Annotated in this window: 9 protein-coding genes and 2 pseudogenes; 3 read left to right on the top strand and 8 right to left on the bottom strand. The window is 60.3% G+C overall.

The features are described from left to right. Positions 1-284 precede the first annotated feature (284 nt). Positions 285-2,498: a beta-glucosidase family protein gene (locus ACQKRQ_RS24970; RefSeq protein WP_427480101.1), complete on the top strand. Its 2,214-nt coding sequence runs from the start codon at positions 285-287 to the stop codon at positions 2,496-2,498. Positions 2,499-2,729: 231 nt separating this feature from the next. On the opposite strand, the gene ACQKRQ_RS24965 is transcribed toward ACQKRQ_RS24970, so the two are convergent. From ACQKRQ_RS24965 to poxB, 5 genes are all read right to left on the bottom strand, one after another. Further along, on the bottom strand, positions 2,730-4,214 hold the full coding sequence (locus ACQKRQ_RS24965) for an efflux transporter outer membrane subunit (protein WP_427480099.1): 1,485 nt from the start codon (positions 4,212-4,214) through the stop codon (positions 2,730-2,732). Beyond that, positions 4,207-6,270, bottom strand: coding sequence for an FUSC family protein (locus tag ACQKRQ_RS24960; RefSeq protein ID WP_427480097.1), 2,064 nt, complete (start codon positions 6,268-6,270; stop codon positions 4,207-4,209). Before ACQKRQ_RS24960 ends, ACQKRQ_RS24965 begins: the two co-directional genes overlap by 8 nt. Before the next feature lie 3 nt (positions 6,271-6,273). Further along, entirely contained in the window at positions 6,274-7,329 is a 1,056-nt protein-coding gene (gene mdtN, locus ACQKRQ_RS24955; protein ID WP_427480095.1) for a multidrug transporter subunit MdtN, read from the bottom strand. 22 nt (positions 7,330-7,351) lie between these two features. Next, positions 7,352-7,576 carry a YtcA family lipoprotein gene (locus ACQKRQ_RS24950; RefSeq protein WP_427480093.1) on the bottom strand — a complete coding sequence of 75 codons (225 nt, stop codon included), beginning with the start codon at positions 7,574-7,576 and terminating at the stop codon, positions 7,352-7,354. 198 nt (positions 7,577-7,774) lie between these two features. After that, positions 7,775-9,496 carry a ubiquinone-dependent pyruvate dehydrogenase gene (poxB, locus tag ACQKRQ_RS24945; protein WP_427480091.1) on the bottom strand — a complete coding sequence of 574 codons (1,722 nt, stop codon included), beginning with the start codon at positions 9,494-9,496 and terminating at the stop codon, positions 7,775-7,777. Between the two features lie 513 nt (positions 9,497-10,009). On the opposite strand from poxB, the gene ACQKRQ_RS24940 reads away from it, so the two are divergent. Beyond that, positions 10,010-10,333, top strand: coding sequence for a hypothetical protein (locus tag ACQKRQ_RS24940; protein WP_427480089.1), 324 nt, complete (start codon positions 10,010-10,012; stop codon positions 10,331-10,333). Positions 10,334-10,366: 33 nt separating this feature from the next. Here the strand turns inward: ACQKRQ_RS24940 and ACQKRQ_RS24935 are convergent. The 3 genes and pseudogenes from ACQKRQ_RS24935 to ACQKRQ_RS24925 all read right to left on the bottom strand — a co-directional run. Further along, positions 10,367-10,582, bottom strand: a pseudogene (locus ACQKRQ_RS24935) (helix-turn-helix transcriptional regulator); the annotation flags it as partial. Between the two features lie 84 nt (positions 10,583-10,666). Continuing rightward, a complete protein-coding gene (locus ACQKRQ_RS24930) occupies positions 10,667-11,341 on the bottom strand; it encodes a response regulator transcription factor (protein WP_427480087.1) in 675 nt (224 codons plus the stop codon). 542 nt (positions 11,342-11,883) lie between these two features. Then, positions 11,884-12,100, bottom strand: a pseudogene (locus ACQKRQ_RS24925) (methyl-accepting chemotaxis protein); the annotation flags it as partial. Positions 12,101-12,379: 279 nt separating this feature from the next. On the opposite strand from ACQKRQ_RS24925, the gene ACQKRQ_RS24920 reads away from it, so the two are divergent. Beyond that, entirely contained in the window at positions 12,380-12,586 is a 207-nt protein-coding gene (locus ACQKRQ_RS24920; RefSeq protein ID WP_427480085.1) for a hypothetical protein, read from the top strand. Positions 12,587-12,604: the final 18 nt, after the last annotated feature.

Below are 12,604 nucleotides of genomic sequence, written 5' to 3'. Positions count from 1 at the left end.
TTTGTGCGTTTAACGCATTTAATCGCCAATAATTTTTAACGGCGACCATCATTCAGCATAAAAACGCATCGTATTAGTAAAAGTACTGATGCTGTAGTCAGACTACATTCCTACATTACTCAGCACGGAGAGTCGCTACAGTCAATCAGATGGTCCCGATTTCGTTCGGGCCGGCAAACGTTTGCGCAGCCATCCTGCGTCGCCAGCCTTCGTGTCCGGTATGAACCTATCGGACTCGCTCCGCTTCCGCATTCCAACAAAAGCAGAATCTCGGAGAGACACATATGCAGAAGAAAATATGGCCAGCGGTCGCGTTAGCGGCCGCCGTGTGCGTCGCGGCCCGTGCGGATGTACTCGACTTTCCACTCGATTTCGCGCCCACTTCAAGTGCGGTGAACGCGTTCGGATCGGCGGCCGCGCATCGGCGCGCCGACACCCTCGTCAGCAAGATGACGCTCGACGAAAAGCTGCAGTTCATTCATTCGGAATACGCAATGTCCGCCGTGCCGGGAGGCGGTGCGGGCTACATTCAAGGGGTACCGCGCCTCGGCATTCCCGACCTGAACATGGTCGACTCCGCGACGGGCTCCGGCAGCACATCGCAGGCCAGCACGACCTTCCCGGCAACGATCGCACTTGCGGCAAGCTGGGACCGCCGCCTGTCTTCCAATTTCGGCAGACAGGTTGCGATAGAACTGCGTGCACAGGGCTTCGGAATGGGACTTGGCGGGGGCACGAATCTCGCGCGCGAGCCGCGCGGCGGCCGGCTGTTCGAGTACCTCGGCGAAGATCCGGTGCTCGCCGGCGAGATGCTCGCCGAGCGCACTGACGGCACGCAGCGCGAGAAGGTCATCGCCACGATCAAGCACTACGCCGGCAACGAGCAGGAACATAACCGGGGGGGCGGCAATAGCCAGATCGACGAACGCACGTTGCGCGAACTCTATCTATTGCCGTTTGAAATTGCCGCAAGACGCGCGCAGCCGGGCAGCGTGATGTGCAGCTATAACCGGCTCAACGGCGACTATGCGTGCGAGAACGCACATCTGCTCAACGACGTGCTGAAGAACGATTGGCACTTTGAAGGACAGGTCCAGTCGGATTGGGGGGCGACGCATAGCACGGCGAACGCGATCAACGCCGGCCTCGATGAGGAAGAGGACGTCGGTTCCACCGTCTATCTGACACCCACGGCAGTTCGACAGGCGATCGCGAGCGGCTCGGTTTCGACCGCGCGCCTCGACGACATGGTGCGACGCAAGCTGTACGTGATGATCCGCATCGGCGTGATGGACGATCCTCCGAAGGGCGGCGCCACGATCGACTTCGCTGGCGCGAACGCATTCGTGCAAGCGGTCTCCGAGCAGTCGATGGTGCTGCTCAAGAACGACAACAACCAGTTGCCGCTCTCCGCGGCCTCGCTTTCACGGATTGCGGTGATCGGCGGACACGCTGATGCGGCGGTGCTGACGGGCGGCGGGTCAGGCAACACACGTGATCCGGTCACGGGGGCATTCGCGGGTTGTGGCGGCTTGACGTTCGGCACATCGACCGGGTGCAGTTGGTGGACCAATCCGTGGCTGAAGCTGAACACGCCCATTGTTGCGGCGATTCGCGCGCTCGCGCCATCGGCGCAGGTGAGCTTTGCCGGCAACAGCGATCAGCAGACTCCCTTCCGTGCATACACGCAACAGGAGATCAACCAGGCTGCGGCGCTCGCGGCCCGCTCGGATGTCGCAATTGTCGTCGTCGCGCAGCCGGCGGGTGAAGACTTTGGCGATTTGCAGAGCCTGAGCCTTGCGAATCCGTCGAACCAGGATGCGCTTGTCGACGCGGTCGCGCACGCCAATCCCCGCACGATCGTGGTCGTGGAAAGCGGCAATCCGGTGCTGATGCCGTGGAAGGATCGCGTGGCGGCGATCGTGGAAGCCTGGTATCCGGGTGAAGGCGGCGGCAATGCGATCGCGAACGTGCTGTTCGGTAAGGTCAATCCGTCCGGCAAGCTGCCCGTCACCTTCCCCGTGCGTGACCAGGATACGCCGACGTGGGGACAAAGCGGCGCGTTCGAGCCGGATCCCGTCTACGCGGAGAAGCTGAACATGGGCTACCGCTGGTACGACGCGAAAAACATTACGCCGATGTTCGAGTTCGGTTACGGGCTGTCGTACACGCATTTCTCGTACTCGGGGCTATCCGTCAAACATCGTCCTGACGGCGCGATCGACGTGTCGTTCACGGTGCGCAACGACGGCCGCATGGCGGGCGCGGAAGTGCCGCAGGTGTATCTCGGCGTGCCCTACCGCGACGAGCCGCCGCGACGTCTGGTCGGCTGGGAGAAAATCGGCCTGAACCCCGGCGAAGCACGCCACGTTCGCGTCACGGTCACGCCGCGCATGCAGAGCGTGTGGGACACGTCGCGCAATGGCTGGCGATATGTGCCGGGCGGGACCGTGTACGTCGGAGCGTCGTCGCGTGACATTCGGCTGCAAGGGAGCTGAAACTCATACTACCGTCACGAATCTGGGCGGATGCTGTTCCGCGCCTGGGAACATGGGCTGACCCGCTCGCCAGCAGGAGTTGGCGAGCGGCGCGCGGGCCGTCAACGATTTGGCTCACAGTGCCAAACGACCGTTCTTGGTTCACCATGACAAATTTCGACTCGAGCCCGACACGGGACGGGCAACGAACCTGTCATCCGTGAGCGAGAGAACCCGCGCGGCTCGTCGCGATTATGACTGCGCGTCGACTGCCGCCTGATAACCACCGCCCAGCGTCTTCGTGAGCACAATGGACGTCTGAAGGCTCTGGCCCGTCAGTTCAAGCAACGCAAGTTGTTCCTGAATCGCCGACTCGCGCGCCTCTTCCACCTGCAGCCTGTCGACAAGTCCGCGCCCATAGCGGGCCGATGCGCTGTCGAAAACAAACCGCACGTCCTGGAGCTTTTTCTGCTGCATCGCGGTACGCTCACTCAGGTCTTTCAACGCACTTCCATTTTGCGCCACATCCCGGACGGCATTCAGTACGGCCTGGTTATATTGCAGAATGGTGGCGTTGCTCGATGCACGCTCGCCGCCAAGCGACGCGTTCAGACGGCCGCTGTCGAACACCGGCAGGTATAGGCCTGGTGCGATATTGATCTGCTGGCTTGCATGAAGAAAAAGTTGAGACAGGTCCAACGCGTTGAAGCCGAAGAACGCCTTGATATCGAAGCTCGGATAGAACGCCGCCTTTGCTGCGTCCACGCGTTTCAAAGATGAAACGACATACCAATGCAACGCCTGCAAATCAGGGCGGCGCGCAAGCAGTTGAAAGCCGAGACTGTCCGGAACGCCCGTCGCAACAATGGGCAGAGCCCGCGACGCCAAATTGCCGAGCCCGCCCGAATCCGCGCCTATCAGCGCGCGAAGCGACTCCCGCCCGTTCGTCACCTGCTCGGATGTCTGCGCGATCTGCTGATCCACCGTCAGAAGCTTCGCTTCTGCCTGTTTGGCCGTCGTGTCGGGCTCGAGTCCGCGTGCGAATCGCGAACGTTGCGCATCGACTTCGATCGAGATCGCGTCTCTTTGCTGTTTGAGCAGATCGATCTCGGAGCGCGCGGTTTGCACGACGTAGTAGATTCGCGCGATGTCTGTCGAAAGCTCAAGCGCCACTTCCGCTTCCTCCGCCTTTTGCGCGTTCTGGACCCCCACGGCCGCCGCAATCTCTGCCCGGTGCCGCCCCCAGATGTCCAGGTCCCACGCGCCGTCGAAACCGACCAATCCCGTCGTATACCAGGGACCATTCGCGCCGATCGCCGGATCGGACCCCGCGTATGCGCTCAGGAATCCATGAGATGAGACACGCTCGCGGTCGATGGCTCCAGTCGCGGCGAGTTGCGGCCCGGCTGCCGCCACCGCCAGTTCTGCCTGCGCATGAGCCTGCGCCACACGTTGGCGTGCGAGTGCCATCGTCGGAGACGCCACCAGAGCACGGTCGATGAGGGCAGTCAGTTGCGGGTCGTCGTACTGAAGCCACCATTTGTCGGACGGCCAGTCGCCGGTGGGCAAATCGAGCTTCGGCGAAAGCTGCACCCGAGCCGCCTCGACCTGCGGAACGGCACCGCTGTCGTGATGAATCAACGCACAGCCGCTGAGCAGTGCGGCACCCGCGATGGCGCAGCATCCTGATTGCAAGGCACCACGGCCACGCCACACGGCGAACATCGCATCATTCATGGCGTGTGCCTCCTCGAAGCGTTAATGGGTAGGAGCTATCGTTCTCCAACCAGTCCGGCAAGTTCGATACCGCTCGCAGAACACGGTTGATTTCGTCGCGCAGCTCCGCCTCGCGGCCACCAACGCCGTCAGCGTCAACATGTCGTGCCAACACGCGGGGAGTTCTGGCGGAAGGTTCCGGCGCCGTCAGTCTGGCTGCATACTGCTCGATGGCGGAGACAGCAATGGACGCGGAATCGCACACAGCAACACGGGCACGCGCCGAAAGCCGAGTCCTGGTAACATCGAACGCACTTCGGAAGGCATCGGCCGCCAGCAACAGTTCACGGGCACCTGCAAGCACCGAATTCGCGCGAAGCGTGACGCGCTCTTCTTCGCCTTCACGCCAGGTCGGTTCGAGCGCCACACGCAAGAGCATACCTTCGCAGTCGCTGAGCGCGGCCCACGCGGCCATTCGTTGCTTGCCGATTGTTGTCTGATCTTCCGTCGACTGCCCCAACGCAAGGAGTTTCGCTATCGACGCGAGACTGGCCGAAAGCCTCCGTCTGAGAAAGGTGGCCTCGCCTTCCGGCCAGATGCACACCTGCACGAAGGTCGCGACAGCAATGCCGAGGAAGATGCCGACCATGCGATCCCGAACCTCGGTCAGGTCATACGTCGGGGCGAATTGTTCGAGGAATGCCAGCGAAAACGTGAACATCAATTGCACGCCCGCGTAGCTGATGCGTTCAGAACCTGCTGCTATCCACGCGCCTGTGAACAGGACGGGCACAACGACCACGAGCAGCGCTGCGATACCGTCAATCTGCGGAAGAATGAAAACGATCTCGCAGAGCGCAAGCAGGCTTCCAGACACGGCTCCCCAGAAGCGCAGCATGGACCGCCGGCCCGACGCACCAAGACTGGGTTGGGCCACGACGAGGCACGTCAGCATTACCGTATGAACCCCCTGCCATCCGGCCGCGTTGTAGAAGACATAGCACACGAGCACGGCCAGCAAGGTCTTGAGCGAAAACTGGACGTAGACAGGGTTGCTCAAAGCATCGGACGCGACTATGGGCTGGCCAGGCGGCATGTGCATCGCGTCGGCCTGCGCGACCTTGAACGCATCAAGCTCCAGGAACGTACGTCGCATCGCCAGCAACGCCCAGGGCATGCCGGCGGTAGACGCCTCGCGTGCGGCAAGCGGAAGTAAAAACGGTTCGTCTCTTTTGATCGAATCGACCAATGCCGCGCACCCGTCGCTCAGGGAGACCACGCCCATCGCAAGAGGCCCCGAGTTGCCCGACAGCGGGCGCAGGTTCGATGCAGCCACGTATAGATTCGACACGGCCGTCACGGTCGCGAGATCACGCGCCTCAGCAAGCGCGTTTCGCTTGCCACGCATCGCGGTAAATCTCAGCAGCTTTTGCAGCGAAGTCGTGGCGGCTTCAATGTCGAGCGCTTTTAATGGAGGAAGCGCGGATGCACCGTCGTGCAACGCGTCCAGTCTCGCCTGCACCGCAGCGAGCTTCGACACCATCATCCGGCGCAGCTGTTGGCGGGGCTCCATCGGCAGCAGTAGCGTATTGATGACCAATGTGAGAGCAATCGGGTAGCACACGGCAACCCACACCCATAGCGTCTCGCGGACAATCCCTTCGGCGTTCTGCGTTACGTCGACGAACGTCTGCACGTAAATGACGATGAGGGCCGCGATAAAGAAAACGATGCCGAACTGGAACACGCGCATCGCATACACGCAACAGAAAAATATGATGCTGGCGACTACGATCCGCAATAGCGGATAGTCGAACGTCCATTTAAGCAATAGCACTGTGCAGCCAGTCGCGAGCGTAATGCCCACGAAAAACAGAATGCCGATCATGCGTGTGATGACGACGTTCGACTGGGTCACGTAAAACACCACAATGAGTGACAGGGCAAGGTACGGCACCTGAAGCGTCATCGACGCTACGATCACGACGGCCGCACTGGCGATGCAACGCAAGGCGACGTTCATCCGGCCGGGAAATGGCGACAGCCCGTCGCCCAGGAACAGGAGCAATTGACTCATCTGTCAGCTCGCGGTGCGCGGGTCACGCTGGCCGGCCGGGTGAAACGTCGCGACCGCGGAAGTACCGATGCGAAAGAGGCCCGGGTCCGGGGACGCGACGAGAATCTTCACCGGAAAACGCTGTGATACATGGACCCAGTTGATACTGCGCTGCACTTGCGGCAGACCTTGAGCAAGACTCCCGCCGTCTTCAGGCGACACACCAAATCCGACCGAATCAACTTTCCCCTGAAAATGCCTTGATGCGTTGCTCATCAGATAAACGGTAGCCAGCGTGCCGGGGTGAACTTTCACGAGCTCCGTCTCGCGCAGATTCGCGACGACATACCAATGAGTCGTGTCGATCAAGGTGAACACGGGCGCAGAGGCGGATGCGAACTGTCCGCGCGTGGTGCGAAGCGACACAACGACACCGTCGAACGGTGCCCGGACCGTTGCGTATTCCAGGTTCAGCTCAGCAGAGGCGATTTCCGCCTGCACGACCGAGCGCTGGGCTTGCAGCGCATCCACCCCGCTGACGGCAGCCATCGCCTCGCGCGCCTGAAGTTCGGCCGACGCGAGTTCCGCTGCGGTGCTTTGCGCCGAAGTCCGCGCCCGGTCCAGCTCATCCGCCGACACATAACCCTTTTCCACCAGCGGCTCCATCCGCTGCAATGTGTCCGCGGCCTGCTTCGCGGCGGACCGCGCCCGCTCGACGTTTGCGCGCGCAGCCGATGCGTTCAGTACCTGTGCGTTGACCGACCTTTGCGTCAGCATGATCTGTTCGTCCAGTTGTACGAGCGACGCACGGGCCTTATCGAGTGCATCCTGAAAGGGGCGCCGATCCAGTTCGAAAAGAAGATCGCCTTTTTTCACTCGCTGGTTGTCACGCACTGCGAGCGTCACGATCCGCCCCGATACTTCGGGGACTACGTTGATCGTATCCGCGTACACGTAGGCGTCGTCGGTTCGGGGTTCGGTATCCGCACGCCAGACCACCACGATCCCCAACACGATCGCGAACAGCAATAGAAGACCCGTCAACAGCTTCATCTTTGGTTTTTGAGCGCTCTCTGCCATGTGTTCCCACTCCCGATAGACGTCAGAAGAACAGCAACCAGCCAGCGAATGCCAGCAGCGCGACAAGTGCCGGATAAGCAATTGCTGGCGGGTCGAGCCACTCGTCGAGCGACGCGCGCACTAACAACAGGCGGATCAGGACTGTCACCGCGACTGCACCGACAATGCAAAAAAGCCAATCGGGAAAATACGCACCCAGCACATTCAGCGATGGAGACCTGGTGCAACCTTGCAAAAGGAGCACCACCCAGATCGCCTGCGCGAGATGCGATCTGTGAGCGGCGCTGATGCGACGACGTCTACCTTTCTGTCTACCTACCATCACTGGCATCACCGTTGTGTTCAGGGAGGGATACGCGATCGCTTCTCCACCGGGTGTGAACCGTGTCGCGAGCGGGGGCGGAAGCATGACGACGTGGTCGCAGCACACGTGCCGACAAAATCATTACCGCAACAGATTGACCTTCGCGAGGTCGATAAGCTGCTGGCCTCGCCCATCCATGACCGCACGCAACATGAACAGCCCAAAATGGTAGGCCTCGTCTACAGTCGTCACCGGCGGCATCACAAGTTCCTGACGAGCGCTTACCACGTCGACGAGCGCCGGGCCCGGATGCGCAAAAGCCTCCCGCAGCGCGCCTTCCAGTTCCGACGGATGCTCGACGCGCACACCTTTGATACCCATCGCATTGGCCATCGCGGCGAAGTTCGGATTTTTCAGATCACACCCCGTATCGACGAACCCGCCGGCCTTCATCTCGAGTTCCACGAAACCCAGCGTGCCGTTGTTGAGCACCACGACCTTGACAGGCAAGCCTGTTTGAATGAGTGTGACGAACTCGCCCATCATCATCGTGAAGCCGCCGTCGCCGGACATCGAAATTACTTGCCGGTCTCTGAAGGCAGCCTGTGCACCGATCGAATGCAGCATCGAGTTCGCCATCGAGCCATGATTGAACGAACCCACCAGCCTCCGTTTGCCGTTCATCTTCAGATAGCGGGCCGTCCACGCGATCGGTGTACCGACGTCGCAGGAGAAGATCGCGTCGTCGTCCGCCAGCTCGCTCACCAGCCGCGTCACGTACTGCGGATGGATGGTATGGCTGCCTGCTTCGGGCTCCGCCAGCGCGTCCAGTCCCTCCCGGGCGTTGCGATAATCGTCGAGCGCGCCGTTCAGGAAGCTGCTGTCCGTTTTCTCCCGAATCATCGGCAACAACTCGCCGAGCGTGTCCTTAACCGTTCCCAACACCCCCAGATCGATTGGACACCGGTTCCCAAGTGCTTCCGCCCTCACATCGACCTGCGCGATGGTCACACCCTCGGGATAGAACTGGCGGTACGGAAAATCGGTACCCAGCATCAACAGCATGTCGCAACCTTTCATCGCCGCATAGCCGGAGGAGAATCCGACCAGTCCTGTCATGCCGACGTCGAACGGGTTGTCGTATTCGATGTATTCCTTGCCTCGCAGCGAGTGCACGATGGGCGCTTGCAGCTTGCGCGCGAGCTCCACGACTTCCGCATGCGAATCCTTACAACCGGCGCCGCAGAGCATCGTCACCCGCGACGACCGGTTCAACAGGTCCGCGAGCTTCGCAGCTTCGTCGTTCGACGGCCGGATCACCGGGGCCGACGGCACGCTCCATTTCGGCACCGGTTTGGTCAGCGGCCCGAGCGCCACATTGCCCGGCACGACGACGACCGCGACGCCCTTTCGCGCAACGGCCGTCCGGATTGCTCGCCCGAGAATCTGAGGCAACTGGTCCGGGCTCGACACGAGTTCGACGTAGTGACTGCACTCCTTAAACAACAGTTCAGGATGCGTAGCCTGAAAATAGTCGATGCCGATTTCCGAACTCGGGATATGCGCCGCGATGGCAAGAACGGGAACGCCGCTCCGATGGCAGTCGAAGAGTCCGTTGATCAGGTGCAGATTGCCGGGTCCACAGCTTCCGCAACAAACCGCGAGCTCCCCAGTGAGGTGGGCTTCGGCGCCCGCGGCAAATGCCGCGCTCTCCTCGTGCCGCATATGAACCCATTCAATCGACCCGTCCCGGCGCAGCGAATCCGAGAGTCCGTTCAGCGAATCTCCCACGACACCGTAAATGCGCTTCACGCCCGCCTTCGCTAATGCGCCCACCATGTAGTCAGCTGCCATCTTTGCCATGTCGCTTCTCCGTTCAGATTAAGTCTTCGCTGCTGGCGGCACTTCGCAGTCAGCCTTGAAGCATGTCCGGATTCTAGCGATCGCCTATCATTGGCCCTTTCGTAGTCGCACGGTCTTTATCCGCATGCACGAGTACGGGCATCCATATCAAATGACGTGGACGGCAAACCGTTCGTGGATGTCTGCATTCAGCCATCGTTCCAACGTGAAAGCCTTTACAGAATATTGAATGCGGAGCTATTGATCCCTTTGACCCATTGAGAGCCCGCCTTGCGGATTGGCTTGGGACTTCCGCTTATCTGCGCATACGATGAACGCCGCATGGTGTTCGCCGCTCCTCCATTCTGCATTCTTCAATGCGCTGTTTTTTTACTGTCGGCGCATGCAAGTGCGATTAGACAATGCGATGTGCCAACGCAAAAGAACGTATCCGTACGCACGGTAATACTCGATCGCATGTTCAATCACAATCTTGCGCACCCTACATGTGTTCCGGAGCGCATCGGAGAATGCATGACGACCTCGATCCGATTTCCGTGGTTCCAGACGGGCTACGTCGCCGCGGCTGTTTGCCTGACGATCGGTACATCGTGCCTGCTGCCGGAGCGGGGCCTGATGCGGGCAGTCATGACTTTCGGAACGGACGTCCGGTTGCCGCTCCAACGCATCGTCACAGATAACCGGGAGCCTGCGCAAATCACCGACGTGTCAAAGCGGTTGCACAGTTCAGCCTCGGGATCGGCGCATGCGCGGTCGTCGGCTCATTTGTGGGAGGAGCCCAGCGATCGCGGGGATTTGGGCGCATCATCCGCCACACGGCAAGAACACAACGACTGAACCTGCTTATCGAGCGCCATTCGCTTTCATCCTCTAGTAGTAAGGTGTCTCGCCGACAAAGCATTTGAACACAGTGGTGAAATGCGCTTGCGAGCGAAAGCCGCAGCTCAGCGCGACATCGAAGACGTTGTGCTTCGAGCTCAGCAACAGCTGAGGTGCGTGTTCGATCCGGCGGCGCAGCAAGTATTCATGCGGACGCAGGCCCGTCGCGCGCCGCAATTGCGCGGCGAAATCCATGCGGGTGAGGCCGGGGCGTCGCATTGCGGGGGCTTCGAGGGAGAAACGAACCGCGATGCGATTTACGTCGCACGGGAGGCATAGATGCCCCGCGGTTCAGCCGCGCTGAATACGCGGCGGTGTAGCGGAGCCTTGTGGCGATTTGACACCGAGGGCTTCCGCCTTCAGCACGAAATCGGCAAGCGAGCGAGACTCCATCTTCTTCATGGCCTGACCGCGGTGAATCTTCACCGTGATTTCACTCAGCTTCATTTCAGCGGCAATCTGCTTGTTCATCAAGCCGCTGCCGACAAAAGCCATCACTTCGCGCTCGCGCGGCGTGAGCGACGCGTAGCGACGGCGCAGATCCGCCACCAAGCGGTCCGCTTCGCGCCGTTCTTCGTCCTTGCCGAGCGCGGTCGCCACGGCGTCCAGCATGTCCTGGTCGCGAAACGGCTTCGCGAGAAAGTCCATCGCACCGGCCTTCATCGCCTTGACCGACATGGCAATATCGCCATGCGCAGTCATGAAGATAATCGGCACACGCACTGCGCCCGCCGCAATCTGTTCCTGCACGGCAAGGCCACTCTGCCCTTTGAGCCGCACATCCAGAATCAGACAGCTCGGCACATCCGGCATCTGGACCGCAAGAAATTCATCTGCGGACGCGAACAGTTCAACCCGCAGGCCCACTGAGCGCAACAACATACCGACCGCTTCACGCATCGAGTTATCGTCGTCGACGACATAGACAATCGAGCTATTCGCGGCGTCGCCCGTTTCACTGCTCATGGCAGGTTCCCTGGTACCTTCACGTTATTGAAAGTCGTGCGGGTAAAATCGCCAACACAAGTATTCCAAAATTATGCGGAAAGACTATCCAGCATTTGGATTGCCGGTCATGCTTCCCTTGCGCGTTTGCGTTGTAGCGGCAGAGCATGAACGGGTTTGCCACCTGATCGCGGACCGACGGAAATCGCCGCAGTGCTTCCTGCCGTAGATTGATGGCGACCACCACTTCAAGATGCCACTTTTCGGCTCGGGCCAGCGCAGTAGAGCGAATGCGTCAGCCATACCCAGACCGGACTTTACCGGCCAGCGTCCCACCATCTCGTACGTGAGTGCAATGCTGCGAGCCGCCAGCAACTCCCAGTTTAAGAGGAGCTATCGATGATAGCGAGCACGGGGGTAGGACCGCTATTACATAAACATGTAGGTCGCCCGTTTCCGTTGCAGTAAAGCGGTCCTCTATGATCTGCGGAACGACATGATCGCAACTGCCGCTGCATTTCTCGCAACATGCCAGCAACGTGACTGTACCCGGCCAGGTTGGCCGACACTAGCTTTACCGAACGTACGACTACCTCCATCGTCGTGCCGGCGCGCGAAACCTGTTCATCGCCGAAGCCGACGCGCTGTACCGCATCCCCAATCAACTCCTTGATCTCTTTTGCCGCGCTCGCGCTGCGCGAAACTGCGTACTTCCGATGCCACCACGGCAATGCCGTGCCCGTCTTCTCCCGCACGCGCCGCTTTAACGGTCGCGTTCAACCCAGTAGACACCGATCGAGAAAGCGACGCAATTCGTCATCGGACTCGCGTGCTTGCACGGGGGTTGTGCAATTGCATGCTGATCCGGACAGAGAAGTAATTGAACGCGCTCTCAGCGTCGAAGAATCATCGTGCAAAACGGAAAGTTGCCGTTCGTACCAGGAAACAGCGAAGCCGCACGACTGTCACGCTACGTACTGAAGCAGCCCGATGCGCAAACCGAATCCTGCGCGTATCCCACAGGGCGTTCACCCAATCACCTCACAGTCGGAGACGTACATGAGCAAGAAAATCGCGGGAATCATTGTGGAAGTCCTCGAGCGAGCGGGCTTGAAACGCTGCTATGACATCGTGGGCGACACACTCAATCTGTTTGCCGAGGCAGCCAGTCGTCATTGCGCACAGGTCGTCCTGATTCCTTGTCCTCGTTGCTCAACAAGCGTCGAGCGCCAATGGCCTCGCTACTCTGATTCCAGATTCATGTAATAGCAGTCCTTCGCCCCG

Origin of the sequence: Paraburkholderia sp. NPDC080076 (assembly GCF_050281145.1) — a bacterium.
Taxonomy (GTDB): Bacteria; Pseudomonadota; Gammaproteobacteria; order Burkholderiales; family Burkholderiaceae; genus Paraburkholderia.
Note: the sequence above shows the minus strand (reverse complement) of the source record. Positions and strands in the feature narration are given on the sequence as shown.